The organism is Achromobacter sp. 1012554356, from assembly GCF_059760815.1.
Genome location: NZ_JCBANC010000045.1, coordinates 1 through 24,424 on the forward strand (window position 1 = coordinate 1; position 24,424 = coordinate 24,424).

Annotated in this window: 22 protein-coding genes; 8 read left to right on the forward strand and 14 right to left on the reverse strand. The window is 65.9% G+C overall.

Annotation, left to right across the window (positions count from 1 at the left end):
- Positions 1–211 precede the first annotated feature (211 nt).
- Together AC6LJW_RS20890 and AC6LJW_RS20895 are read right to left on the reverse strand one after the other, a co-directional pair.
- Positions 212–601, reverse strand: coding sequence for a DUF4148 domain-containing protein (locus AC6LJW_RS20890; protein ID WP_105237585.1), 390 nt, complete (start codon positions 599–601; stop codon positions 212–214).
- Between the two features lie 284 nt (positions 602–885).
- The gene (locus AC6LJW_RS20895) at positions 886–3,633 is read right to left on the reverse strand and encodes a M16 family metallopeptidase (RefSeq protein ID WP_498088180.1); all 2,748 of its coding nucleotides are present in this window, start codon (positions 3,631–3,633) and stop codon (positions 886–888) included.
- A 91-nt stretch (positions 3,634–3,724) separates the two neighbouring features.
- On the opposite strand from AC6LJW_RS20895, the gene AC6LJW_RS20900 reads away from it, so the two are divergent.
- The 3 genes from AC6LJW_RS20900 to AC6LJW_RS20910 all read left to right on the forward strand — a co-directional run bounded on the left by AC6LJW_RS20900 (position 3,725) and on the right by AC6LJW_RS20910 (position 5,619).
- Positions 3,725–4,324: a GNAT family N-acetyltransferase gene (locus AC6LJW_RS20900; RefSeq protein ID WP_498088181.1), complete on the forward strand. Its 600-nt coding sequence runs from the start codon at positions 3,725–3,727 to the stop codon at positions 4,322–4,324.
- Between the two features lie 248 nt (positions 4,325–4,572).
- Positions 4,573–4,953, forward strand: coding sequence for a hypothetical protein (locus AC6LJW_RS20905; RefSeq protein WP_056568715.1), 381 nt, complete (start codon positions 4,573–4,575; stop codon positions 4,951–4,953).
- 108 nt (positions 4,954–5,061) lie between these two features.
- Complete coding sequence (locus tag AC6LJW_RS20910; RefSeq protein ID WP_498088182.1) at positions 5,062–5,619, forward strand: GNAT family N-acetyltransferase; 558 nt, start codon at positions 5,062–5,064, stop codon at positions 5,617–5,619.
- A gap of 44 nt (positions 5,620–5,663) precedes the next feature.
- On the opposite strand, the gene AC6LJW_RS20915 is transcribed toward AC6LJW_RS20910, so the two are convergent.
- Positions 5,664–6,836, reverse strand: a complete 1,173-nt coding sequence (locus tag AC6LJW_RS20915) for a vWA domain-containing protein (RefSeq protein ID WP_498088183.1) — start codon at positions 6,834–6,836, stop codon at positions 5,664–5,666.
- 25 nt (positions 6,837–6,861) lie between these two features.
- Positions 6,862–7,743, reverse strand: a complete 882-nt coding sequence (locus AC6LJW_RS20920) for an AAA family ATPase (RefSeq protein ID WP_056568704.1) — start codon at positions 7,741–7,743, stop codon at positions 6,862–6,864.
- Positions 7,744–7,918: 175 nt separating this feature from the next.
- Between AC6LJW_RS20920 and AC6LJW_RS20925 the strand changes: the two genes are divergently transcribed.
- Together AC6LJW_RS20925 and AC6LJW_RS20930 are read left to right on the forward strand one after the other, a co-directional pair.
- Positions 7,919–8,272 carry a c-type cytochrome gene (locus tag AC6LJW_RS20925; RefSeq protein WP_056568700.1) on the forward strand — a complete coding sequence of 118 codons (354 nt, stop codon included), beginning with the start codon at positions 7,919–7,921 and terminating at the stop codon, positions 8,270–8,272.
- A 12-nt stretch (positions 8,273–8,284) separates the two neighbouring features.
- Complete coding sequence (locus AC6LJW_RS20930) at positions 8,285–8,647, forward strand: c-type cytochrome (protein ID WP_056568697.1); 363 nt, start codon at positions 8,285–8,287, stop codon at positions 8,645–8,647.
- A 62-nt stretch (positions 8,648–8,709) separates the two neighbouring features.
- Here the strand turns inward: AC6LJW_RS20930 and AC6LJW_RS20935 are convergent, their stop codons facing one another.
- Complete coding sequence (locus tag AC6LJW_RS20935; RefSeq protein WP_056568695.1) at positions 8,710–9,135, reverse strand: DUF1841 family protein; 426 nt, start codon at positions 9,133–9,135, stop codon at positions 8,710–8,712.
- Positions 9,136–9,340: 205 nt separating this feature from the next.
- Here AC6LJW_RS20935 and icd point away from each other — a divergent pair, with 205 nt between their 5' ends.
- The 3 genes from icd to AC6LJW_RS20950 all read left to right on the forward strand — a co-directional run bounded on the left by icd (position 9,341) and on the right by AC6LJW_RS20950 (position 13,796).
- Entirely contained in the window at positions 9,341–10,597 is a 1,257-nt protein-coding gene (icd, locus tag AC6LJW_RS20940) for an NADP-dependent isocitrate dehydrogenase (protein ID WP_056568692.1), read from the forward strand.
- Positions 10,598–10,752: 155 nt separating this feature from the next.
- Entirely contained in the window at positions 10,753–12,024 is a 1,272-nt protein-coding gene (locus AC6LJW_RS20945) for an O-antigen ligase family protein (RefSeq protein WP_056569503.1), read from the forward strand.
- Between the two features lie 215 nt (positions 12,025–12,239).
- Complete coding sequence (locus AC6LJW_RS20950) at positions 12,240–13,796, forward strand: methyl-accepting chemotaxis protein (protein ID WP_498088184.1); 1,557 nt, start codon at positions 12,240–12,242, stop codon at positions 13,794–13,796.
- Here the strand turns inward: AC6LJW_RS20950 and AC6LJW_RS20955 are convergent.
- The 9 genes from AC6LJW_RS20955 to kdpF all read right to left on the reverse strand — a co-directional run bounded on the left by AC6LJW_RS20955 (position 13,759) and on the right by kdpF (position 24,286).
- Entirely contained in the window at positions 13,759–14,658 is a 900-nt protein-coding gene (locus AC6LJW_RS20955; protein ID WP_498088185.1) for a 4-hydroxy-tetrahydrodipicolinate synthase family protein, read from the reverse strand. The two genes, AC6LJW_RS20950 and AC6LJW_RS20955, sit on opposite strands and share 38 nt — an antisense overlap.
- 3 nt (positions 14,659–14,661) lie before the next feature.
- On the reverse strand, positions 14,662–14,988 hold the full coding sequence (locus tag AC6LJW_RS20960) for a hypothetical protein (protein WP_235512262.1): 327 nt from the start codon (positions 14,986–14,988) through the stop codon (positions 14,662–14,664).
- 140 nt (positions 14,989–15,128) lie between these two features.
- On the reverse strand, positions 15,129–15,890 hold the full coding sequence (locus AC6LJW_RS20965; RefSeq protein ID WP_498088186.1) for a TorF family putative porin: 762 nt from the start codon (positions 15,888–15,890) through the stop codon (positions 15,129–15,131).
- A 117-nt stretch (positions 15,891–16,007) separates the two neighbouring features.
- Positions 16,008–16,700 carry a two-component system response regulator KdpE gene (kdpE, locus tag AC6LJW_RS20970; protein WP_056568681.1) on the reverse strand — a complete coding sequence of 231 codons (693 nt, stop codon included), beginning with the start codon at positions 16,698–16,700 and terminating at the stop codon, positions 16,008–16,010.
- 9 nt (positions 16,701–16,709) lie between these two features.
- Positions 16,710–19,505, reverse strand: coding sequence for a DUF4118 domain-containing protein (locus tag AC6LJW_RS20975; RefSeq protein ID WP_498088187.1), 2,796 nt, complete (start codon positions 19,503–19,505; stop codon positions 16,710–16,712).
- A gap of 51 nt (positions 19,506–19,556) precedes the next feature.
- Positions 19,557–20,165, reverse strand: coding sequence for a potassium-transporting ATPase subunit KdpC (gene kdpC, locus AC6LJW_RS20980; RefSeq protein ID WP_498088188.1), 609 nt, complete (start codon positions 20,163–20,165; stop codon positions 19,557–19,559).
- A 48-nt stretch (positions 20,166–20,213) separates the two neighbouring features.
- A complete protein-coding gene (gene kdpB / locus AC6LJW_RS20985) occupies positions 20,214–22,397 on the reverse strand; it encodes a potassium-transporting ATPase subunit KdpB (RefSeq protein ID WP_498088189.1) in 2,184 nt (727 codons plus the stop codon).
- Positions 22,398–22,418: 21 nt separating this feature from the next.
- The gene (gene kdpA, locus AC6LJW_RS20990) at positions 22,419–24,197 is read right to left on the reverse strand and encodes a potassium-transporting ATPase subunit KdpA (RefSeq protein ID WP_498088190.1); all 1,779 of its coding nucleotides are present in this window, start codon (positions 24,195–24,197) and stop codon (positions 22,419–22,421) included.
- Positions 24,197–24,286: a K(+)-transporting ATPase subunit F gene (kdpF, locus tag AC6LJW_RS20995; protein WP_056321339.1), complete on the reverse strand. Its 90-nt coding sequence runs from the start codon at positions 24,284–24,286 to the stop codon at positions 24,197–24,199. The genes kdpA and kdpF overlap by 1 nt, the downstream gene beginning before the upstream one ends.
- Between the last annotated feature and the right edge of the window lie 138 nt (positions 24,287–24,424).

The window sequence follows — 24,424 nt, forward strand, 5'->3', positions numbered from 1 at the left end:
CTTCAACTTCAACTGCTGACTTCAACTTCAACTGCTGACTTCAACTTCAACTGCTGACTTCAACTTCAACTGCTGACTGCAACTTCAACTGCTGACTTCAACTTCAACTTCAACTTCAACTGCTACTGCTACTTCAACCGCCGCTGTGTGCCGAAAATACCGGCCTCAGGCCATGATGCCACCCGAGGCCGGCCGGGCTACAGCAAGCAGCTCACCGGCTGATCGGCGGGTACTCGAGCTCGCCGAACGTGTATTGGCCGCTGGCCTTAGCTTGCGCCAGTTCCTGCTGGACTTCGGCACGCGACTTTGCGCTGCCCGACGTTGCAACGACCGGCGGGTACTGCAGTTCGCCGAACGTGTATTGACCGCTGACCTTGGCTTGTTGCAGCTGAGCTTGCACTTCCTGCGAGCTCAGGCTGGTTTTTTGGGGCAGGGCGGGCGGATAGTCCAGCTCGCCGAACGTGTACTGACCGCTTGCCTTTGCTTCTTGCAATTCCGTCGCCACTTGGGCGCTGCTCTTTGCTTGTTCAACGCCGGCGGCTTGCGCGCCGACACCGGCCAGGGCCAGGGATAGGAAAAGGGTGGTGGCTAGGGTTTTCATGGTGAGACCTCCAATTCGTCTAAAGAGGGACCGAATCCGGCGGCTCTCCGTCGTGGTTCGTTTGCTGTTCCCGATGGACTGAATTGTGCGCGCCTTCCCACCTGGGATAAACCCTTAATCCCTGAAAACATCTTTCCAAATAACCGAGTAATAGATCGGACGTAAAGAATTGGCCCCACCAATGGAATGGTCAAGCCGTTGCTCAAGATCGGTCCAGCTGGATTACCCACCGACTATGCAAAAAAAACCCCTGCCGGAGCAGGGGCTTTCCAAAAGGTGTTACGTCAGGGCTTTTTGAAATCCCCCGCCAGCGCCGTGCTGAACGCGTCAGGGCGCACGTACTTGCGCAGCGCGGCGTTCACCGCGTCTGGCGTCAAGGCGGAAATCTTCTTGTCCATTTCCGCAGACCACGCGAACGTGCGGCCGCGCTCCAGGTAGTCAAGCCACGTGCTTGCCAGCACGTCGTCCTGCGCCCGAGCCAGATTCCGGTAGTTCAGCAGGGCCGTGATGCCCTCCGTGATTTCCTTGTCCGAGAAACCGTCCTTCAGCACGCGCGCCAGTTCCTCGTTGATCGCCTTCTCCAGCCGCTCGCGATTCTGCGGCGCATAGATTGCGTAAATGCTCCAGGTTGCGGCCGGCTCGAACGCCGACACCGACAGCGAGCTGCGCACGTTGTACGACAGGCCTTCCGTCTCGCGCACCCGGTTCCACAAGCGTGACGTTTCCGACGCGCCGAACAGGTAATTGGCCAGGTATAGCGCCGCATAATCCGCGTTCGTATCCTGCAGCTTCAGCGGCAGGCGCGACAGGTAGAACGCATTGGCCTTGTCCGGCGTATCGATGTCGAATTGCTTGGCCGGCACCTCGCGGTACGGGTTCGGCACGCGGGTGTAGGCGGGCGCCTTCGTCCAGCCGGCCAGTCCCGTGCGCAGCGACTTTTCCACCGCTGCGGGTTCGAAATCGCCCACCGCCGAGAACTCGATATCGCCCGCGCCGTAGAACTTGGCGTGGAATTTTGCCAGCGCCTCGCGATTCAGGGCGCGCACGCTCGTCAGCGATTCTTCGAACGTCGGCACGTAACGCAGGTCGTCCGCAGGCCACGGATTATCGTGGCGCGCCAGCGCGCGTCCGGCCAGGGCGGAAGGCTCCGTCATCGCGTTCTGAATCGAGGTTTCAAGCTGACGTTGATATTCCTCCACCTGCTCCTTCGGGAAGCTGGCGTTGCGGATGATCTCCAGCGCCAGCGCCGTCAGCTCAGGCAGATTTTCGCCCTTTGTCGACATCGCCACCTTCAGCGTCGTGCCGCCACCGCTGAAGCCAAGTTCAGCTTGCAGCTTGTCCAGACGGTCCTGGATATCCTGGCGCGACAGCTTGTCCGTGCCGCGCAGCAGCAGGTCCGCGGCCGCGCTGGAATTCACGCGCTGGCCCAGCAGGTCCTTCTCGTTGCCGAACTGGATCAGCATCTGCGCCTGCACGCGGCTGCCGCGCGTCGCCTTGGGCAGCAGCGCCAGCTTCACCGGGCCATTGGGCAGGTCAAGCGTCGTGCGTTGCGTCAGCTTGTCGATGTTGGCCGGCGAGGGATCGAACGCCGACGCCGCCTTGAAGTCCGGATCGCCCTTGTAGTCCTTGAACACGGCGGTGAGGTCCACGCGCTCCGTCTGCGGCGCACGCACCGGCTTTTCGGTCGGAATGTAGCGGCCCTCGATGCGGTTGCTCTGCACCAGATACGTCGTTGCGGCCTTTTGCACTTCAGCCAGCGTTGCCTTGCGCGCGCGGTCGCGCTGCAGGAAGAACAGGCGCCAGTCGCCCGCGGCGATCGCCTCGGACAGCGCCACGCCCACCTGCTCCGGATCGCTATACGTCTGTTCCCACGACGTCAGCCACTTGCTGCGCGCACGGTCCAGTTCCTGTTCCGTGAAGGGCTTCTTGCCGAGCGACTCAAGCGTGCCTGTCAGCGCCTTCATCGCCGCGTCCAGGTCCTTGCCCGGCGTCAGTTGCGCGGCGAACATCGCCAGGCCCGGGTCCAGGTTTTCCATCGTGAAGCCGAACACGCCCGAGGCCAGCTTGGTCGGCACCAGGGCATGGTAGAGGCGACCCGACGGCGTGTCCGCCAGGATCGTGGTGGCCAGGTCAAACGGCACAAAATCCGCGCTGGCGCCGGCCGGAATGTGATACATCGCCGCGACCAGCGGCGTGCCGCCGGTGCGGCGCAGCGTCACCGAGCGCTCGCCGTCCTGCGTCGGCTCCACCGTATATTCCGGCGGCAGCTTGCGGTCGGGCTTGGGCAGCTTGCCCAGCGTGGCCTCGATGTCCGCCAGCGTGGTCTGCGGGTCGAACTTGCCCGCCACGATCAGCACGGCATTATCGGGCTGGTAATACTCATGGTAGAAGGCGCGGAGCTGGCCGATGTCCACGTTTTCGACGTCGGAGCGCGCGCCGATCGTGTTCTTGCCGTAGCTGTGCCACTGGTAGGCAGCGGCCTGCATCTTCTGCATCAGGATGCGGAACGGGCTGTTCTCGCCGCTTTCCATCTCGTTGCGGACCACGGTCATTTCCGAGTCCAGGTCTTCCTTGGCGATCAGCGAATTGACCATCGCATCGGCCTGCCAGCCGAGGTACCACTTCAGCGTCTCGGGGTTGGCCGCGAAGCTGGCGAAGTAATTGGTGCGGTCGCTGGACGTCGAGCCGTTGGCCTGCAATCCGCGGCGCGAGAACTCGCCCATCGCGTTGCGGGTGGTCGACGTGCCCTTGAACAGCATGTGCTCCAGCAGGTGCGCCATGCCGGTCTGGCCGTAGTTTTCGTTGCGCGAGCCCACCAGGTAGGTCATGTTGACCGTGGTGGACGGCTTGGATTCGTCGGGTACCAGAAGCACCCGCAGGCCATTGGCCAGTCGGTATTCGGTAATGCCTTCGATCGAGGCGGCCTCCGTGACGCCGGCCGGCAGGCTGGCGGCTCCGGCCTGAAAGGCCAGGAAGGAGGAAAACAGCAGCACGCCTAGCGGGCGCGGCAGCTTCGACAGGGACAAGCGCATGGCGGACTATTCCTTTGGCATGGCAGAATCCGTTGGAGTGTATACGTTGGCAATGGTTCAGGCGGCCCGCCGCCATGCCGAGGAAGCTGATATGTCCCTGACCGTCGAAGTCGAAACGCCTCGCCTCGTGCTGCGCCAATGGCGCGCCTCCGACCGCGAACCTTTCGCCGCCCTTAACGCTGATCCGCACGTGACGCAGTTCCTGTTGCCGATGACGTCCCAGGAAAGCGACGCCCTGGCCGACAGGCTGGCCGCCGGCATTGACGAGCACGGCTGGGGCCTCTGGGCCGTGGAAGTGCCGGGGGTGGCGCCGTTCATTGGTTTCGTCGGCATCAAGCCGCTGGCGCCCGTTCTGCCATTTGCGCCCGGCGTGGAGATCGGCTGGCGCCTTGCGCATTCCTTCTGGGGACGGGGATATGCCAGCGAAGCGGCTGACGCCGCGTTGCGGGTCGGCTTCGAGCAGGTGGGCGCGGATGAAATCGTCGCCTTCACGGCCACGGGCAACCTGCGATCGCGCGCCGTGATGGACCGTCTGGGCATGGCCGCGGAACCGGAGCCCTTCGATCACCCCGCTGTGCCGGCAGGACATCCGCTACGCGCGCATGTGCTGTACCGCCTGGGCCGCGAGGCCTGGCGCCAGCGGCGCGAGGCGGGCGGCGCCGGCGAGGGCGCCCTATTCGCGGCGGCTTGATGCGCCGCCAAGCCGCGCCCGTGTTGATGGTGCAATGCAGCAGTCCAGTTTTCCCAGGGGATTTGAACCACTTCCGGTCGCGGGTGTAAGCTTTTAAGGACGCATTAGCTGTTGCTGACGGGATGCGCGACGGCCGTCTTACCGGCTTCCCGTCCAACGCCAGACGCTGCCTTGACGCGGCGCCGGTGCTTGTCGTTCGCGCCTTCGCCGCCGGCATCCTGCCGGCGCATTCTACGGAGGAACGACCCATGCTGACCGAAATCGTCACGCGTGCCTTGTCCCAACTGACTGGTAGCGCCCTCAAGGGCGATGGCATCAAGGGACAGTTTCAATACGCTTATGCCAGTGATGACGGCCAATACGTGGCCATATTGACCCATGACATGACCACCTATGTGGTGGACCTGAGTACGCAGCGGTATTTCGCGGAGTGCGGTGGATCGCCTCGCGGATTTGCCGGCCATGTGCTTGAAATGGAGGGCGCCACCGCGCGCTCCCATCCGTGGCCCGCCGCGCAAGATTTGTTCGACCTGGACATGGACGCCGACGAATTGTCTTGGCGGCAGTGCCCCGGTTTGCGCCACATGAGTACGGGCGCGCATCGATCTGTGGAGAGCCGCGCCGCCTGAGAGTGGCCAGAAGCGGCAACGTTTCACTGAACCGGCGTCTTCGCCGGTTTTTTTTCGCCCGTTTCTTGCCGGTAGGCGGCGCGGGCCGCGGTCGCTAAAATTCCGGCCATGAAAACGCCCGCCGAACTCCACGCCCCGCAGGGCGCCACGCTGGTCGACTGCACGCACGAGCGCCACGCCGACCAGATTCTGGCCATCTTCAATGACGCCATCGCGACGTCCACCGCGCTGTACGACTACAAGCCGCGGCCGCGCGAGGCCATGGACGGATGGTTCAAGGCCAAGCAACAGGGCGGGTTTCCCGTCGTTGGGCTGGAAAATGAGGATGGCGAATTGATGGCGTTTGCCAGCTACGGCACGTTTCGCGCGTTTCCCGCCTTCAAGTATTCCGTCGAGCATTCCGTGTACGTAGACGGGCGCTTTCGCGGCCGCGGCCTGGGCGAAGCGATGATGGCCATCCTGATCGAGCGTGCGCGCGCCGGGGGCGTGCACGTGATGGTCGGCGGTATCGACGCCTCGAACCAGGGCAGCATCCGCCTGCATGAAAAGCTGGGGTTTGTGCGCGCTGGCACGATCCGCCAGGCCGGCTTCAAATTCGGACGATGGCTCGATCTGGCGTTCTATCAATTGACGCTGGAGACGCCGGAAAATCCGGTCGACGGCTAAGAACGCCAACCGCGGCGGCAGTATCGCCGCCGCACCTGCGGTGTCTACTTCGACAGCACCCGCATCGCCTGCTCCAGGCCGGCAACCGTGACGGGATACATGCGGTCCTGCATGATGTCGCGCATCAGCGCAATGGACTGGCGGTACTGCCAGGAAGCCGTGGGCTCGGGATTCAGCCACACCGATTTGGGCCAGGCGTCCAGGAGCCGGCGCATCCACTCGGCGCCCGGTTCCTTGTTGTAGTGCTCGACGGAACCCCCGGGCTGCAGGATCTCGTATGGGCTCATCGTGGCGTCGCCGACAATGATCAGGCGCCAGTCGGGGTTGTACTTGCGCAGCACGTCCCAGGTGTCGAAGCGCTCGTTCTGGCGCCGGCGGTTGCTTTGCCACAGGCTTTCGTACGGGCAGTTGTGGAAGTAATAGACCTCGAGATTGCGGAATTCGCTGCGGGCCGCCGAGAACAGTTCCTCGACCCGGCCGATGTGGTCGTCCATGCTGCCGCCCACGTCCAGCAGCATCAGCACCTTCACCGTGTTGTGGCGCTCCGGGATCATGCGCAGGTCCAGATGGCCCGCGTTGCGCGCCGTGCTGGCGATGGTGTCGTCCAGATCCAGTTCCAGTTCGGCGCCCTGGCGCGCAAAGCGGCGCAGGCGGCGCAGGGCCACCTTGAAATTGCGCGTGCCCAGTTCGATCTGGTCGTCGTAGTCCTTGAACTGGCGCATGTCCCAGACCTTGACCGCCGTGCGGTTGCCGGCCGATGCGCCGCCGACGCGGATGCCTTCGGGGTGATAGCCGCCGTTGCCGAAGGGCGACGTGCCGCCCGTTCCGATCCACTTGCTGCCGCCCGCGTGGCGTTCCTTCTGCTCGTCCAGGCGCTCCTTGAAGAGCTCCATCAGCTTGTCCCAGCCGTGCTTTTCAATGGCGGCCTTTTCTTCGGGCGACAGGCTTTTCTCGAACTGCTTGATCAGCCAGTCGAGCGGAATGTCCTTGCCCGCGGGCAGCGCGGCTTCGATGCCGCGGTAATACGCGCCGAAGGCCTTGTCGTAGCGGTCGTAGAGAGACTCGTCCTTGACGAGCGTGGCGCGCGCCAGGAAGTAGAACTCGTCCAGCGTGGGCGACATCAGGTCCTGGCGCAGGGCGTCGACCAGCGTCAGGTATTCCTTGACCGAGACGGGCAGCTTGTGCGCCCGGAGGTGATAGAAGAAGTCGATCAGCATGTGCGGGCCGCCCGTGGATGCCGGATCAGCGGCGTTGGCCGCCGCGCGTCATGGCCGCCAGGCGTTCGAGGAGATGCACGTCCTGCTCGTTCTTGAGCAGCGCGCCGGCCATCAGCGGCACGGCGGTGGCCGTGTGCGCGTCGATCTGCGCGGCCGTGACGTCTTCGGCCAGCAAGAGGCGCAGCCAATCCAGCAGTTCGGACGTGGACGGCTTTTTCTTCAGTCCGGGCGCGTCGCGCAGCGAGAAGAACGTGTCCAGCGCGGCGCGCAGCACGTCCTGCTTCAAGTCGGGATAGTGGACAGCCACGATGTCGCGCATCGTCTCGCGGTCCGGAAAGCGGATGTAGTGAAAGAAGCAGCGGCGCAGGAACGCGTCGGGCAGGTCCTTCTCGTTGTTGGACGTGATGATGACGAGCGGACGGTGGCGCGCGGCGATGGTCTCGCGCGTTTCGTACACATGGAACTCCATGCGGTCCAGCTCGCGCAGCAGGTCATTGGGGAATTCGATGTCGGCCTTGTCGATCTCGTCGATCAGCAGCACCACCGGCTCGTGCGATTGGAACGCTTGCCACAGCGTGCCCTGCACGATGTAGTTGCGGATGTCGCGGACCTTCTCGTCGCCAAGCTGCGAATCGCGCAGGCGCGACACGGCGTCGTATTCGTACAGACCCTGATGCGCCTTGGTGGTGGACTTGATGTGCCATTGCATCAGCGGCCGTCCCAGCGCGCGGGCCACTTCCTCGGCCAGCATCGTCTTGCCGGTGCCGGGTTCTCCCTTGATCAGCAGCGGGCGCTGCAAGGTGAGGGCGGCGTTCACGGCGAGCTTGAGGTCATCGGTGGCGACGTAGCTGTCGGTGCCATCGAAGCGGACTGGCTTGGCGGATGAGGCGGTCTGGGCTGCGGACATGGTCTGATGGCTTCTGTGGTTTGATTGGGATCAACACTAACGCAAGGTATTAATCCTGAGCAATTATCGTACAATCAGGCGGTTTTGCTTTGGGTTCCACCCGCAACGTGTTTGCAGAGGGCCTTTTCGTGTGAGCAGGCCCTAGTCCTTAGCCATACCAAGAAGAGTCATTCCAATGAAGTTGCGAACCTCTCTGAAGTACACGGTTTCCGTGTTGGCCACGATGGCGTCCTGTGCGATCGCCGGCCAGGCTGTTGCTGCAGACGCAGCGCCGGTCGGTAATGTCCAGAATGCCCGAGACAAGGTTTCGATGTGCATCGGTTGCCATGGCATCCCAGGCTACAAGGCATCGTTTCCCGAGCTTTACCATGTTCCGATGATCGCTGGCCAAAACGCCAAGTACATCGAAACCGCCCTCAACGAGTACAAGAAAGGCGCGCGCAGCCATCCCACGATGGACGCCGTTGCCGGCAGCCTGTCCGATCAGGACATTGCCGACTTGGCCGCGTACTACTCGAATCTCAAATAAGGGGGCAAGACCATGAACCGCACCATGCTTGCCCTTGCGGGCGCGACCCTGGCTATCTGGGGCTCTGCCGCCTCGGCGCAGGACCTGTCGGCCGGCAAGGCCGTCTTCGAAAAATTCAATTGCGCCTCGTGCCACGGCGCCGACGCCAAGACGGCCGTGGATCCCGCGTATCCGACGCTGGCCGGGCAGCACGCCGACTACCTGGCACATGCGCTGAAGGCCTACAAGCGGGGCGCCTCCGGCAGCGCAGCCACGGCCAACGTGCGCAAGAACCCGATCATGGGCGCCTTCGCCACGCAGCTGTCCGACCAGGACATTGCCAACGTATCGGCTTGGCTGGCCACGCTGCCCAGCGATCTGGGCGTGCGCCGCTAGAACGCAACGGCTTCGGCTGGAGTGAATGAAAAACCCTCGCTAGCGAGGGTTTTTTTGTTGGGTCAGAGGCTGGCGCGGCGGCGGATCAGGTCGATGTAGGTGTCGCTGTCCAGCGGCGTGCCCAGGCGCTGCGCTTCCCAGACCACCTGGCCCAGGCATTCCATGATTTCGTGCGCGGCGTGGTGCGCATCCGAGCGCGCCGTGAGCTGCTGGTAGGCCAGGCGGATGCCGGGCGGATGGTCGATTGACAGCTGTTCCGCGATGGCCAGATGCATGGACAGGTGCAGGAACGGATTGGTGCGGCCTTTTTCCACCGCGTATTCAGCCGTCATGGCGTCGGGGCTTTCGAGGTCCGCGTGGTATTCGGGATGCTCGATGATCCAGTCCAGCGCGATCGCCTCCAGCGGGGTCAGGACCTCGTTGGCGCGATGCTTGCGCCAGGTTTCGATAAAGAATTCGCGGACTTGGTCGCGGGAGGGATTGAACATTCGGGAGGGGGCCAAAAGCAGGATGTAGTCGCATTATTTTACCGCCCCATGCGGACCGCCGGTTTCGCCCGGCGCTTTGCGATATAGAATGGGTTGCTATCCGCCATCCGGTGTGCGGTTCGCAGGAGGCGGTATAACCCGCGGAATCGGACGCTGTCCGATCCTGGCGCGTGCAGAAAAACCACCCGGAGCAAATGGAGCATTCATGTCCTACCAACATATCAAGGTTCCCGCCGGCGGCCAGAAAATTGCGGTCAACGCCGATTTCTCGCTGAATGTGCCTGACCAGCCCATCATCCCCTTCATCGAAGGCGACGGCACGGGCGCCGATATCACCCCCGTCATGATCAAGGTCGTCGACGCGGCGGTGCAGAAGGCCTACGGCGGCAAGCGCAAGATCCATTGGATGGAAGTCTATGCCGGCGAAAAGGCCACCAAGGTCTACGGTCCTGACGTGTGGCTGCCCGACGAAACCCTGGAAGTCGTCAAAGACTACGTGGTTTCCATCAAGGGCCCGCTGACCACGCCGGTCGGCGGCGGCATCCGGTCGCTGAACGTGGCGCTGCGCCAGCAGCTCGACCTGTACGTCTGCCTGCGCCCCGTGGCGTATTTCAAGGGTGTGCCGTCCCCGGTGCGCGAACCCGAAAAGACCAACATGGTGATCTTCCGCGAGAACTCGGAAGACATCTACGCCGGTATCGAATACATGGCCGAAAGCGAGCAGGCCAAGGAACTGATCCAGTTCCTGCAGACCAAGCTCGGCGTCAAGAAGATCCGTTTCCCGAACACCTCGTCCATCGGCATCAAGCCCGTGTCGCGCGAAGGCACCGAGCGCCTGGTGCGCAAGGCGGCGCAGTACGTCATCGACAACGACCGCACGTCGCTGACGCTGGTGCACAAGGGCAACATCATGAAGTTCACCGAAGGCGGCTTCCGCGATTGGGGCTATGAGCTTCTGCAGAAGGAATTCGGCGCGCAGTTGATCGACGGCGGCCCGTGGTGCAAGTTCAAGAATCCCAAGACGGGCCGCGAGATCATCGTCAAGGACGTGATCGCCGACGCGTTCCTGCAGCAAATCCTCCTGCGCCCCGCCGAATACGACGTCATCGCCACCCTGAACCTGAACGGCGACTACATCTCCGACGCGCTGGCCGCGCAGGTGGGCGGCATCGGCATCGCCCCGGGCGCCAACATGTCCGATTCCGTGGCCATGTTCGAAGCCACGCACGGCACGGCGCCCAAGTACGCCGGCAAGGACTACGTGAACCCCGGTTCCGAAATCCTGTCGGCCGAAATGATGCTGCGCCACATGGGCTGGACCGAAGCCGCGGACCTGATCATCTCCAGCATGGAAAAGTCGATCCAGTCCAAGAAGGTCACGTACGACTTTGCCCGCCTGCTCGAAGGCGCGACGCAGGTGTCGTGCTCGGGCTTTGGCCAGGTGATGATCGAAAACATGTAAACCGCGGCCAGGGCCCTTCGCAAGGCTGTCCGCCGCGCGACAGGGCCTGATCCCGGGCTTTCGCCAAACCCGCCCGCCGTCATGGCGGGCGGGTTTTATCTAATCACCGGCACGTTGCGCAGTGCGCGTGCCTTGTTCTTTTCAGGTTGATTGTTGTGCCCCGACTGTATGTAACCCTGGCCGCCTGGCTGGTGCTGCTCATGCCCGCGCTGGCGCTGACCAGCCCTGTAGGCGGTCCCGCTGTTCTTTACCTGAGTGCATTGATCGCCCTTGCCGCGATCACCATGAATGCAATCAAGCGCTACGAGCCCATGGATTTCCGCGCCCTCTGGCCCATGGCGCTGGCGCTTCTGTCGCCGCTGGCCTGTCTGCTGATCACGTCCGCCGTGAAGGGGATGTGGAGCAGTTCCGAACTTGAAAAACTGCTGCGGTTCGCGCTGGCGCTGCCGGTGCTGTGGCTGCTGCTGCGCGCGCCGCAGCGGCTGCTTCGCCATATCGAATGGACCATCCTGGCCGGTGCGCTGGTGGGCTCGCTCCTGTTGATCTTCACCATGGTCTCGGGCGGCCGTGGCGCGGTGGTCGAAGTGGGCGGACGCTATAACGCGGTGGCTTTTGCCAACATGGTGCTGCTGTTCGGCGGCATGACGCTGCTGTCGCTGGGTTGGGGGCCGGGGTCGCGCTGGCCGCGCCTGGAGACCGCGCTGAAGCTGCTGGCCGCGGCGCTGGCCGTGTGCGCGACCTGGATGTCCGAAACCCGCAGCAGCTGGATGCTGCTGCCCATTCTGGGATTCGTCTTCCTGCTGGGCCTGCGCAACTGGCGGCGGCGCCACAAGGTGTACTGTGCGCTGGCCGTATGCGTGGCGCTGGTCGCCAGTGCGGCTGCCATCTGGACGTTCAGCAGCCGCATGCAGCAGATCACTCACGACGTTCAGGGGTTTTCCACATCGGCCAACCGCGACACGTCGTTCGGCATCCGGCTGCAGCTGTGGCATGCCTCGATTCTGATGTTCGAAAAGAGCCCCATCGTGGGCATCGGCCCCAGCAAGTTTCGCGAAGAGCTTCGCTTGCTTCAGGGGCAGGGCATCGTGACGCAGGAAGTCGTGGATGGATTCGGCGAGCCGCACAACGATCTGCTGGCCGCCCTGGCCGGGTACGGCTTGCTCGGGCTGTTGAGCATGCTGGCGCTGTATCTGGTGCCGGCCGCCATGTTCTTCCGGCGCCTGGCCAGTGACGACCGGGTGATCCGCGTGGGCGCGCAGATGGGGCTGTTGTTCTGCCTGAGCTACTGCGCCTTCAGCATGACCGAGATGATGTTCCGCAACATGCGCAGCGTGCCCACGTACGCGCTGATCGTGGTGGCGTTGATTGCGCTGACGACGGCGCGGCCGGCGCGCGAACCCCTGCCCGCATCACGGTCCGTGGCGTAGCGCCTCGCGGGCTGCGTCCCGCGCAATCGGGCTCCAAGAAGAACGCAAGGTGCATCGCGCCTTGCGTTTTTTTATTGGGCTTGAGCTAGATCAAAGTGACTAGTTAAATTTGAATTCAAACGAAGTTTGAAATAGTATGCTCGCCGGTCACATTACATAAAAAGTCACAAACAGCTAGATATTGTTTCGAGTTGGTGGCGGATGGAAGAGCGTCGATGAGTAACTCCAGCTTGCGTAAAGAACTGTTGTGGTTCGTTTTTGCCATTGGCGCCGCCGTTCTGGCGCTGGGCGTGTGGGACGCCTGGCAGCGCCGTGCCGAAATGATGGACGACCGCAAGGTGGAGCTTCGCCATGTCCTGGACATGGCCGAGGGCATCGTCCGCGGCGGCAAGCTGCGCGTGCGGGAAGGCGTGCCGCTGGCCGAGGCCAAGCGCGACGTCGCGCGCCAGCTCTCGCAGATGCGATATGGCGAGGACGGCTATGTGGGCGCGTTTGGCGACAACTACGATCTGCTGGTGCATCCCGACCCGAAGCTGGTGGGCACGAACGTGCGCGCCACGCGCGACAGCCAGGGGCAGCCGCTCTTTGAAAACCTTAATGCGCAAGGCAAGGCGGGCGGCGGCTATGTGCGCTACCTGTTTCCGCGCCCTGGTTCCGAGGACTCGTTGCCCAAGCTGACCTACGCGGCGTACGACGCGGAATGGGGCTGGCTGATGTTCACGGGCCTGTACGTGGACGACGTGGACGCGGCGTTCTACGGCACGCTGTGGCGGCAGGGCAGCGTGACGCTGGTGCTGCTGGCCCTGGTGCTGACCGCTGCGCTGCGCTTTTTCAGCACGCACATTCTGCGGCCGTTGAACGAGGCGGTGGCGGTGTGCGAGCGCGTGGCCAATGGCGACCTGTCCGGCGGCATCGCGCGCCATCACCGTGGCGAGATCGGCCGGCTGTTCGACGCGATGGCGCGGATGCAGCAGCGGCTGGACGCCGCGGTGCGCAGCATCGTGCATTCCACCGCGTCGATCGCGGCCGCGTCGCGCCAGATTGCCGCAGGCAGCGTGGACCTGTCCGACCGCACTGAAAGGCAGGCCGCCGCATTGGAGCAGACCGCGGCAAGCGTGGAAGAAATCACCGCCACGGCCCGCCAAAGCGCCGAGCACGTGCGCGAGGTCAGCGCGTTGGCCGGCGAGGCAGCGCGTCTGGCGCGGCAGGGCAGCGACGAAACGCAGCACGCCATCGATGCCATGCGCGAGATCTCGCACAGTTCACAGCGCATCGACGAGATCATCCGCCTGATCGACGTGATCGCGTTTCAGACCAATATCCTGGCGCTGAACGCCGCCGTCGAAGCCGCACGGGCGGGCGAACAGGGGCGCGGGTTTGCCGTGGTGGCCGGCGAAGTGCGGGCGTTGGCGCAGCGGTCCGCCACCGCCGCCAAGGAGATCAAGACGCTGATCGAGGCGTCGTCCGAATCCGTGGCGCGCGGCAGCCAGCGCGTGGAACAGGCGAGCGCCACGATGGGCAGCGTGCTGGAATCGGCAGCTACCAGCGCGCCGCTGATGAGCGAGATTGCCACGGCGTCCAGCGAACAGAGCGCGGGCATCGAGCAGATCAACGTGACCGTGACGCATCTGGACGAGGCGACCCAGCAGAACGCCGCGCTGGTAGAGGAGTTTGCGGCGTCTGCCGCCGCGTTGCACGGTCAGGCGGGCGACCTGGCCCGCGCCGTGTCGATCTTCAGGCTGTCTGCAGCCGGTCAGCCGATGCCGGGATAAGGCTCATGGCGCGCCGCAGCTTCGCGCCCAGTTCGCGGCTGGCGGGCATCATGGGCAGGCGCAGCTCGTCGCAGATGAGGCCCTGCATGGCCAGCGCGCGCTTGAGCGGCGCGGGATTGGGTTCGCTGAACAGCAGCCGGATCAGGGGGCGCAAGGGGTCGAAGCATTCGCGCGCGGCGTCGGTCTGGCCGGCTTGCGCAAGCTGCATCAGTTCGACAAAGCGCTCCGGAAACAGGTGTGCGGCGGCCGGAATGGCGCCGCGCCCGCCCGCCAGGAAATGATCCAGCAAGGCCAGGTCCTCGCCGCACAGCGCGTTGAGCCTGTCTCGCGCATTCAAGGCGGCCAGCACGGCGGGATTGCATTCCTTGACCGCGCCGAAGTTGGGCAGCGCCGCCAGCGCTTCCATCGTCTCGACCGTCATGGCGACGCCGGCGCGCTTCGGGATGTTGTACAGAATGATCGGGCGCTCGGTGGCCCATGCGATCTGCCGGTAATGCCACAGGATGCCGGCTTGCGACGGCCCCAGGTAGTACGGCGGCGGCGCCAGGTAGCCGGCGGGCGCGTAGCGGTCCAGCCGGCGCACCGCGGCGGCCACGCCCCGCGTGTCGACGCCGCCCACGCCCAGCACCAGCGGCAGGGCATGCGCGTCGCTGGCGATGGCTTCGATCATGTCGGTCTTCTCGGGCATGCTGAGGAGGTTGCCCTCGCCGGTGGAGCCAAAGAGGACCAGCCCGGCGATGCCGGCGTTGCGGTAGTAGCGGGCCAGCGCCTGCGCGGCGTCCAGGTCCACGTGGCCGCCGCGCATGGGCGTCACCATCGGCAGCCACAGGCCTTCGAATGCGGGTTTGGCAAGGGTGTCCATGGCTCATCGCTCCGTGATGGCGGTGGCCGGGCGTGCCGGGCCGAATTCGGCGCAGGGCAGGCCGCGCATGATCGCGGCCATCATGGCGTCCAGTTCGCCGCGTTCGCATTGCAGCTCGAGCGTGCTTTGGGCGTGCGCGTGGTCGACCGACAGCAGGTAGACCCCGATGCGATCACCCAGTGCGCGGTGCAAGGCCAGCCGCACGTTCAAGGCGTCCAGCGTATCGATGCGCACGGTCAGCGCGATCAGGCTGCATTGCGGCTTTGGCGCGGGCTGGGATGCAAGCGTGGCGTCGATGGGGGCCTGGCGGCGGTACGGTCGGGGAATCATGGCGGTGTGGGGGCGGGGCCGAAGGCGGCGACCCGCGTATCCGGTGGGTTGACGACGATTCCACTATAGGAACGGCGCCGTAAATCCTGCCGATAAATGCGGGCGCGCGGTGTAAAAACGGCGTCAACGGCCGCGGCCTTTCAGAACGTCTTGGTCAGCGACAAGAGGCCCGTGGCGCGGCCCATGTCGCGGCCGCGCGTATTGGTGTAGACCGCGCGGTCGGCGTTGGTGTCCAGATAGGCCAGCGAGACCGACAACCCCTGGCCGAAGTCCTTGGTCACGCCCAGCTTCCAATCCGTGTAGGAGCCGTTATCGACATTGCGCACGATCTGGCGGCCCGCATGGACGTTGACGACGAGACCCCAGATGCCGGTATCGAAGTTGCCGGACAGGTCGAAGTATTGGCTGTACTTGCTGTCGGCAAAGCCGAACAGGTTGGTCAGCGCAAGGGAGTACTTGAACATGACCGGGCCGTAGCCGATGCCGGCGTAGAGTTCGGTGGTGTCGGGACTGGTGTAGGCCGACGGATAGTCGCCCGGGTAGTAGTACTGCAGCACGCCCAGGTCCACGGGCACGTTGTCCGTGAGATTGCCCTTGTAGCCGCCGTAGAAGTCCATTTCCACCGGCGCGGAGACGTCGCTGTTGCTGTCGTTCAGCCAGCTGATGCTGGAATTCCAGTTGCCCAGGTAAAAGCCGCTGGCGTGCGCGAGGTCGAAGCCGCCTTGAATGGCCGGCTTGTTGTTGGTCTGCATGAGGCCGCGATAGCGGTACTGGCTGGCAAGCGTGACGTTGGCCGTCAAGGAGTAGGGCGACGCGGCATCGGCGGCGCTGGGGGCGTCGGCGGCTTGCGCCGCGGGAATGAGGGAAAGCAGCGCCAGCGCGGCGAGGGTGTTGCGGGGCATGTGAAGCCTCCTGGTGTTGAGCGGACCGCAACAATAGGAGGATCGGCATAAAGGGCGAGACAAGACTCGCGCCCTGCGCGTAAAGCGGGTATCAAAACCGGCATCGAGCGCGCGCGCTCAGCCCGCGAAGCGGTATCCGACGCCGATCTCCGTCACAAGGAACACCGGCTGCGCCGGGTCGGCTTCGAGCTTCTGGCGCAGATGGCCCATGTAGATCCGCAGGTAGTGATTGCTTTCGACATGGGACGGGCCCCACACCTGCCGCAGCAGCTCGCGGTGCGTCATGACCTTGCCGCGATGGGCCAGCAGCGCCGCGAGCAGGCGGTACTCCATCGCGGTCAGGTGCACGTGCTGGCCGGCGCGCTCCACCACGCGCCGCGAAAAGTCGACGCGCACGTCGCCAAACGCGATCTCGGCCGCGTTGCCCGCGCCGCCGCGGCCGTGGCGGCGCAGCAGCACGCGCAGGCGGGCCAGCAGTTCGCTCACCCCGAAAGGCTTGGCCAGGTAGTCGTCGGCGCCCGCGTCCAGCGCCGCCACCTTGTCGGCCTCGGCGCTGCGTGCGGACAGCACCAGCACCGGCACCTCGGTCCAGCCGCGCAGCTCGCGGATCAGCGTCATGCCGTCGTCGTCGGGCAGGCCCAGGTCGAGCACGATGGCATCGGGCTGGCGGGTGCCGGCCTCGATCAAGCCGCGCTTGACGGTGTCGGCCTCGTGCACCACGCAGCCTTCGCTTTCCAGGGCCTGGCGGACGAACCGCCGGATGTTGGCGTCGTCTTCGATGATGAGGACTATGGGCTGGAAATCGAACATGGCGCGGACTCAGGCGGTTTCGGGTTGGATCTGGGGCGGAGCGCCCAGCGGCAGGCTGAAGACGAATTGCGCGCCGCTGGCCTGGCCCGGCGCGTGCTCGACCCAGATGCGGCCGTGATGGGCGGCGACGATGGCTTCGCACACCGCCAGTCCCAGGCCGACGCCGGGGGTGGCGGATTCGCGTTCGCCGCGCGTAAATTTTTCGAAGATGCGGCGCTCGGCGCCGGGCGCGACACCGGGACCGTTGTCGGCGACGGCCACGCGCATTTCCGCCTCATGCGCTTCGGTCTCATGCACGAAGGCATGGATGCGCAACGTGCTGCCGGCGGACGTGTATTTGCCCGCGTTCTCCAGCAGGTTGCACAGCACGCGTTCGATCAGCACGCCGTCGCACTCCACCAGCGGCAGTGACGATAGCGGAGCGATCTCGATCCTGTGGCCCGCCAGCGGTTCACGCATGGCCGCCAGCGCGGCGCCGACCAGCTCTTCGATGGATTGCCACTCCATGCGCAGCGGCGCGTCGCGGCTTTGCAGCCGCGCCATGTCCAGCAGATTGACGACCAGGGCGTGCATGCGCTGCGCCTGATCGCGCATGGCGCGCACGGTGTCCTGCACGCCATCGGGCAGCTTGTGCTGCTGGCGCATCAGCGTATCGGTCATGCCGACCAGGCTGGTCAGCGGCGTGCGCAGGTCGTGCGACACCGCGGCAAGCAGCGAGTTGCGCAGCTTTTCGGATTCCATGCTGACCACCGCCTGCTGCGCGACTTCGACGTAGTGCAGGCGTTCGAGCGCAATGGCGATGAGGGTGGCGTACGCCGCGACCTGGCGGCGCGTGTCGGGATTCGTGTAGAGGCTGCGGCGCGGGGCGTCCAGCACCAGCACGCCCCGCGTGCGCATGGGCGCCTTGAGCGGCAGGTACAGCAACGCGCTGTTGGACAGGGTGGCCGTTCCCGCGCCCGCGGGCTGGCCGTGGTCGTAGACCCACTGCGCCAGCGCCGATTCCGGCGCGGGCGAGTCGCCGTTGGCGGGCGAGGCGAGCTTCAGGCGGTCGTCCAGGCCCAGGATGTAGAGCGAGCAGCGCGCGCCGAACGTGGCATGCACAAACGATCTGGCCAGCGCGACGATCTGCTCGGGCAGCAGCGCGGACGACAGTTCGCGCGCGAATTCGTAGAGGCTGCGCGCGTCGGCCTCGCGCTTGACCGAGACCTGTGCCTGCAGCCGCAGGCCGGCGGTCAGCTGGCCGATCAGCAACCCCACGCCGAGCAGCACGCCGAAGGTCAGCAGGTACTGCACGTCCGACACCGCGAACGACGACAACGGCTGAACGAAGAAAAAGTCGAACAGTCCCACGCTGACCACAGACGCCAGCGCGGCGGGCCCGCGCCCGTGGCGCAGCGCCACTGCGGCCACCGCCAGCAAAAAGAGCATGACGATGTTGGTCTGGTGCAGGGTCGGGAAGGCAAGCGCCGACAGTGCCGTGGCCACGGCGCAATAGCAGAGCGCCCACGCATAGCCCGCCAGCGGCCGCGCCCCGCGTTCGTCGCCGGAAGGGCGGCGGCCCAGCGTGAACGGATCGCGCCCGGGCGGCGCAGGCGCGGGCACCGGGGGCGCGCCCAGCCGGATGATGTCGATCTCCGGGCAGCCGGCAGCCAGCATGTCGGCAAAGCTGTGGCGCCGCCACAACCAGCCCGGCGACATGATGGCGGTGAGCAGCGCGGTCAGCGACAGCCGCAGCCGCTGCCAACCGCCAGCGCGGGTGCGGCCCACGATCGCCTTCGTGATGTTGTGGCGGCGGACGTAGCGGACGACGGCATCGACCATGTCGCCGCCCGCCAGCGTCTCGGTGCGCGCGCCCAGCGCGTCGGCCAGCGCCAGGCCGTGCTGCAGCCGGTCGACCTCGGCGGCAGCGGCCGGCGCGGCGCGCGGCGTGTCGATGGTGACGACGTGCAGATCGCAATCGAGCTGCTGGCTCATGCGATGGGCGCTGCGGATCACGTACTCGGCATCGGCGTCGGAGCCGATGCAGGCGACTATCGCTTCGCGCGTGCGCCACACCGGTTCGATGGCGCGATCGCGGCGATAGGCCTGCACGTCGTCGTCCACGTGCTCGGCGGTGCGGCGCAGCGCCAGTTCGCGCAGCGCGATCAGATTGCCCTTGCGAAAGAAGTTGCGGGCCGCGTGGCGGGCCTGCTCGGGCAGGTAGACCTTGCCTTCCTTCAGGCGGCGCAGCAGTTCGTCGGCCGACAGGTCAACCAGGATGACCTCGTCGGCCGCGTCGAACACGTCGTCGGGCACCGTTTCCCAGACGCGCACGCCCGTGATGCTGCCGACGGCCTCGTTCAGGCTGTCCAGGTGCTGCACGTTCAGCGTCGTCCAGACGTCGATGCCGGCAGCCAGCAGTTCCTGGATGTCCTGCCAGCGCTTGGCGTGGCGCGAGCCCGGGGCGTTGGAATGGGCCAGTTCATCGACCAGCACGAGGGCGGGGCGGCGCAGCAGGGCGCCATCCAGGTCGAATTCCTTGAGCGTGTGGCCGCGGTAAGCCACGTCCTTGAGCGGCAGGACCGGCAGGCCGTCGAGCAGCGTCGCGGTTTCGCGGCGGCCGTGGGTTTCGACGATGCCGGCGAGCACGTCCGTGCCCTGCGCCGCCTGCGCGCGCGCCGCCGCCAGCATGGCGTAGGTCTTGCCCACGCCGGCCGACGACCCGAAGTACACGCGCAGCTTGCCGCGCACCGCCTGGCGCTCGGCGTCGTCCAGGGTCTTCAAGAGCGCGTCCGGATCGGGACGCTCGCCAGCGATGTCAGCCATGAACGCGCAAGGGAGGGGAGGAAACGGCTGGCAATACTATACGCCGCCGCATCAGCGCGCCACGCGCAGCTTGTCCAGCGCCAGGTTCAGCGTCAGCACGTTGACCGCGGGGTCGCCCAGCACGCCCAGCCACGGGGCGGCGGTGTGAGCCCGGATCAGCGCATCGACCTCGCTGCGCGGCAGGTCGCGGGCGCGCGCCACGCGGCCGGCCTGGTACGCCGCGGCCGCCGGGCTGATGTGCGGATCCAGCCCGCTGCCCGACGCGGTGATCAGGTCGACCGGAACGGGCGCGGCATTGTCCGGATCGGCCGCCTTCAGGGCCGCAATGCGCGCTTCGATGGCCTCGGCCAGCGCGGGGTTGCGCGGACCGAGATTCGAGCCGCCGGAGGCCGCGGCGTTGTACGGCATGGGCGCCGTGGGCGACGGGCGGCCCCAGAAGTATTGCGGCGAGGTGAACGATTGGCCGATCCATTCCGACCCGATCACCTTGCCGTCCTGCTCGATCAGCGAGCCGGCGGCCTGGTGCGGGAATATGGCAGACGCGATGCCGGTGGTCAGGAAGGGATACGCCAGGCCGGTGACGAGCGACAGCGCGGCGAAGAGGGTCAGCGCGGGGCGCAGGAGGCCGCCTTGGCGCGGCGTGGCAGATGCGGGGGTCATGAGGAATTCCTTTGCGTTGAGGGACGGGGGCTAAGGTGGCGCGAGGCCTTACGCCCAGCCCAGTGCGGCGAGCACCATGTCGACCAGCTTGATGCCGGCAAACGGCACCAAGAGACCGCCCAGGCCGTATATGAGGAGGTTGCGGCGCAGGAGCACCGAGGCGCCGAGCGGGCGGTAGCGCACGCCCTTCAAGGCCAGCGGGATCAGCACCACGATGATCAGCGCGTTGAAGATCACGGCTGACAGGATCGCCGAGGACGGCGTGGCAAGACCCATGATGTTCAGCACGTCGAGCTGCGGATAGACCGTGGCGAAGGCGGCGGGGATGATGGCGAAGTATTTGGCGACGTCGTTGGCCACGCTGAACGTGGTCAGCGCGCCCCGCGTCATCAGCATCTGCTTGCCGATCTCGACGATTTCGATGAGCTTGGTCGGATTGGAATCCAGGTCCACCATGTTGCCGGCTTCCTTGGCGGCCTGCGTGCCCGAATTCATCGCCACCGCCACGTCGGCCTGCGCCAGCGCGGGCGCGTCGTTGGTGCCGTCACCTGTCATGGCGACCAGGCGGCCTTCCGACTGGTAGTTGCGGATGAGCTTGAGCTTGGCCTCGGGCGTGGCTTCGGCCAGGAAATCGTCCACGCCCGCCTCGGCCGCGATGGACGCGGCGGTCAGCTTGTTGTCGCCGGTGATCATCACGGTCTTGATGCCCATGCGGCGCAGTTCGGCAAACCGCGACTGGATGCCGGGCTTGACGATGTCCTTGAGCTCGACCACGCCCAGCGCGCGGTTGCCGTCGCTGACCATCAGCGGCGTGCTGCCGCGGCGTGCCACGTCTTCGGCCAGGCGCAGGGCCTCGGCCGGCACGGTGGCGTCCTGAGCGGCCAGCCAGGCCTGGATCGCGTCGACCGCGCCCTTGCGGATCTGGCGCTCGCCCAGGTCGATGCCGCTCATGCGCGACTGCGCGGTGAACGGCACGAATTCGATGCCGGTCATGCGGGGGGCGGGCGCATGGATGGCCTTGTCCGCCAGCGCCACGATGCTGCGGCCTTCCGGCGTCTCGTCGGCCAGCGACGCGAGGCGCGCGGCGTCCGCCAGTTCGCGCGCAGACACGCCGGGCGCGGGCAGGAAGGTGGAGGCCTGGCGGTTGCCGAAGGTGATGGTGCCGGTCTTGTCCAGCAGCAGCACGTCGACGTCGCCCGCAGCTTCGACCGCGCGGCCCGACGTGGCGATGACGTTGGCGCTCATCATGCGGCTCATGCCGGCCACGCCGATGGCGGACAACAGGCCGCCGATGGTCGTGGGAATCAGGCAGACCAGCAGCGCCACCAGCACGGTCACCGTGACCGCGGCGCCGCCGCCCGCGGCCGAGACGGCGTAGAGCGAGAAGGGCATCAGCGTGACGACGACCAGCAGGAAGACCACGGTCAGGCCTACCAGCAGAATGGTCAGCGCAAGCTCGTTGGGCGTCTTCTGGCGCTTGGCGCCTTCGACCATCGAAATCATGCGGTCCAGGAAGCTTTCGCCGGGATCGGCGGCAATGCGCACGAAGATCCAGTCCGACAGCACGCGCGTGCCGCCGGTGACGGACGAGAAATCGCCGCCCGACTCGCGGATGACGGGCGCGGATTCGCCGGTGATGGCGCTTTCGTCGACCGAGGCGACGCCGGCGATGACCTGGCCGTCGCCGGGCACGGTGTCGCCGGCTTCGACCAGCACGACGTCGCCGCGGCGCAGCAGGCCCGAGGGCTGGCTGACCGCCTTGCCGCGCCATTGCGCGGGGTCGGCATCCGCCGCATCGGCGTCGCGAAAGCCCTTGAGCAGGCGCGCGTCGATGGTGGTGCGCAGGCCGCGCAGCGTTGCCGCCTGCTGCTTGCCGCGGCCTTCGGCCAGCGCTTCGGCGAAGTTGGCGAACAGCACGGTGAACCATAGCCACACGGTGATACCCAGGATGAATCCCGGCGGCGCCTCGGCCTGGCCGCGCAGGGCCATGATCCACAAGACGGTGGTAAGCAGGCTACCCACGTAGACCACGAACATCACGGGGTTCTTGAGCTGCGCGGCGGGCGACAGCTTGCGCAGGCTGTCGACGATGGCGGGGCCGACCAGCGCGCGGGACCACATGCCGAAGGCAGGCGCCGCGTCAGGACGACCCGCGACAGGCTGCGCGGCCGCAGCGGGCGCCGGGGCCGCGGTGCTGCCGGGGCCGGAGGTTTCCATTTCAATCTTGGCCATATTCTTTCCTAGCCTGTTGCATCAGGGTTGCAGGTGTTCCGCGACCGGGCCGAGGGCCAGTGCGGGCACGTAGGTGAGGGCGCCGACCAGCAGCACCGCGCCGATCAGCAGCGTCACGAAGAGCGGGCCGGTGGTGGGCATGCTGCCGGGCCCGGCGGGCAGCCGGCGCTTGGCGGCCAGCGACCCGGCCATGGCCAGCACGGCGACAATCACGGCGAAACGGCCGAACCACATCGCGATGCCCAGCAGCACGTTGTAGAAGGGCGTGTTGGCCGACAGCCCGGCGAAGGCGCTGCCGTTGTTGTTGGCGGCCGACGAGAGCGCGTAGAGGATTTCCGAGAAGCCGTGGATGCCCGGGTTGAGCACGCCGGCCTGGCCGGCCGTCACGGACACGGCCAACGCCGTGCCGCCCAGCACGAGCAGGGGGGTGGCCAGGATGACGATGGACACCATCTTCATGTCGAAGGCTTCGATCTTCTTGCCCAGGTACTCGGGCGTGCGTCCGATCATCAGCCCGGCGATGAAGACGCCCAGGATCGCAAAGGCCAGCATGCCGTACAGCCCCGAGCCCACGCCGCCGTACACGACTTCGCCAAGTTGCATCAGCAGCATCGGCGACAGGCCGCCCATCGCCGACAGCGAGTCGTGCATGCCGTTCACCGCGCCGCAGGAGGCTGCGGTGGTGATCGTGGCAAACAACGAGGTGGCGGCAATGCCGAAGCGCGTCTCCTTGCCTTCCATGTTGCCGCCGGGTGTCACGGACCCGGCCTGGGCGGCCATCGGGTTGGGCTGCTGCTCAAAGTACGCGGTGGACAGCGCGAAGACGGCAAACAGCACCGTCATCGCCGCCAGGATCGCGATGCCCTGGCGGCGGCTGCCCACCATCTCGCCGAAGGTGAAGCACAGGGCGGCGGGGATGGCCAGGATCGCCAGCATCTGCAGGAAGTTCGACAGGGGCGTGGCGTTTTCAAAGGGATGCGCCGAGTTGGCGTTGAAAAAGCCGCCGCCGTTGGTGCCCAGCAGCTTGATCGCTTCCTGAGACGCCACCGGCCCCATGGCGATGGACTGCGTGCGCGTCGTGACCGGGTCGGTGACCGCCGCACCGGCAGCGTCCAGCACCGGCTGGCCTTGCGCTTCCAGGCGAGGCGCGTCGTACTGCAGCGCTTCGACCGTCTGCACTTCCTGGTAGGCGCTGAAGTTCTGGATCACGCCCTGGCTGACCAGGGCCAGCGCCAGCACGAGTGACAGCGGCAGCAGCACATACAACGTGCAGCGGACCATGTCGGCCCAGAAGTTGCCCACCGTGGCGGAGCAGTGCCGCGCCAGCCCGCGTATCAGGGCGAACAGCACGGCAATGCCGGTCGCCGCGGACACAAAGTTCTGCACGGTCAGTGCGAGCATCTGCGTCAGGTAGCTCATCGTGGATTCGCCACCATAACCCTGCCAATTGGTGTTGGTGACGAAGCTGATGGCGGTATTCAGTGCGGAATCGGGCGACACGGCGCCCAGGCCCGCGGGGTTCAGCGGCAACAGCCCCTGCACGCGCTGCAGCGTATAGACGGCGGCAATGCCCACCAGGTTGAAGACCAGCACGGCGGCGGCATAACGCTTCCAGCCCATCTCCGCCTGCGGGTCGATGCCCGCCAGCCGGTAAATGCCGCGCTCAATCGGCCGGCCCCAGGCGGTCAGCCGGGATCGGCCGTCTTCCATGGCGATGCGGATGTAGCGGCCCAGCACGGGGGCGATCGCAAGCAGGACTGCCAGGTACAGGACCAGCAGCCCGACGAATTCGGGGGTCATCAGAATTTCTCCGGTTTGAACAGCGCGACCAGCAGGTACACGAACAGGAATGCGGCCGTCAGGCCGCTCAGCCAGTAGAGCCAGCTCATGGCTGGTCTCCGGAGGACAAGGCGTCGCAGAACCGGACAAGGGCCCAGGTCAGCCCGGCCATCACGGTGAAGATGGCGCTATAGATGAGATCCACGTTTTTTCTCCCCGGGAGGCATGCTCCCTTCGAACAGGCCTGC

Bases quoted from the DNA above. Each gene is read 5' to 3' on its own strand.
- AC6LJW_RS20930 (WP_056568697.1), top strand. From the start codon at position 8,285: ATGAACCGCACCATGCTTGCCCTTGCGGGCGCGACCCTGGCTATCTGG.
- AC6LJW_RS20900 (WP_498088181.1), top strand. From the start codon at position 3,725: ATGTCCCTGACCGTCGAAGTCGAAACGCCTCGCCTCGTGCTGCGCCAA.
- kdpB (WP_498088189.1), bottom strand. From the start codon at position 22,397: ATGGCCAAGATTGAAATGGAAACCTCCGGCCCCGGCAGCACCGCGGCC.
- AC6LJW_RS20925 (WP_056568700.1), top strand. From the start codon at position 7,919: ATGAAGTTGCGAACCTCTCTGAAGTACACGGTTTCCGTGTTGGCCACG.
- AC6LJW_RS20975 (WP_498088187.1), bottom strand. From the start codon at position 19,505: ATGGCTGACATCGCTGGCGAGCGTCCCGATCCGGACGCGCTCTTGAAG.
- AC6LJW_RS20895 (WP_498088180.1), bottom strand. From the start codon at position 3,633: ATGCGCTTGTCCCTGTCGAAGCTGCCGCGCCCGCTAGGCGTGCTGCTG.
- AC6LJW_RS20910 (WP_498088182.1), top strand. From the start codon at position 5,062: ATGAAAACGCCCGCCGAACTCCACGCCCCGCAGGGCGCCACGCTGGTC.
- kdpE (WP_056568681.1), bottom strand. From the start codon at position 16,700: ATGTTCGATTTCCAGCCCATAGTCCTCATCATCGAAGACGACGCCAAC.
- kdpA (WP_498088190.1), bottom strand. From the start codon at position 24,197: ATGACCCCCGAATTCGTCGGGCTGCTGGTCCTGTACCTGGCAGTCCTG.
- AC6LJW_RS20960 (WP_235512262.1), bottom strand. From the start codon at position 14,988: ATGATTCCCCGACCGTACCGCCGCCAGGCCCCCATCGACGCCACGCTT.
- AC6LJW_RS20965 (WP_498088186.1), bottom strand. From the start codon at position 15,890: ATGCCCCGCAACACCCTCGCCGCGCTGGCGCTGCTTTCCCTCATTCCC.
- AC6LJW_RS20905 (WP_056568715.1), top strand. From the start codon at position 4,573: ATGCTGACCGAAATCGTCACGCGTGCCTTGTCCCAACTGACTGGTAGC.
- kdpC (WP_498088188.1), bottom strand. From the start codon at position 20,165: ATGACCCCCGCATCTGCCACGCCGCGCCAAGGCGGCCTCCTGCGCCCC.
- icd (WP_056568692.1), top strand. From the start codon at position 9,341: ATGTCCTACCAACATATCAAGGTTCCCGCCGGCGGCCAGAAAATTGCG.
- AC6LJW_RS20890 (WP_105237585.1), bottom strand. From the start codon at position 601: ATGAAAACCCTAGCCACCACCCTTTTCCTATCCCTGGCCCTGGCCGGT.
- AC6LJW_RS20920 (WP_056568704.1), bottom strand. From the start codon at position 7,743: ATGTCCGCAGCCCAGACCGCCTCATCCGCCAAGCCAGTCCGCTTCGAT.
- AC6LJW_RS20915 (WP_498088183.1), bottom strand. From the start codon at position 6,836: ATGCTGATCGACTTCTTCTATCACCTCCGGGCGCACAAGCTGCCCGTC.
- AC6LJW_RS20955 (WP_498088185.1), bottom strand. From the start codon at position 14,658: ATGGACACCCTTGCCAAACCCGCATTCGAAGGCCTGTGGCTGCCGATG.
- AC6LJW_RS20950 (WP_498088184.1), top strand. From the start codon at position 12,240: ATGAGTAACTCCAGCTTGCGTAAAGAACTGTTGTGGTTCGTTTTTGCC.
- AC6LJW_RS20935 (WP_056568695.1), bottom strand. From the start codon at position 9,135: ATGTTCAATCCCTCCCGCGACCAAGTCCGCGAATTCTTTATCGAAACC.
- kdpF (WP_056321339.1), bottom strand. From the start codon at position 24,286: ATGAGCTGGCTCTACTGGCTGAGCGGCCTGACGGCCGCATTCCTGTTC.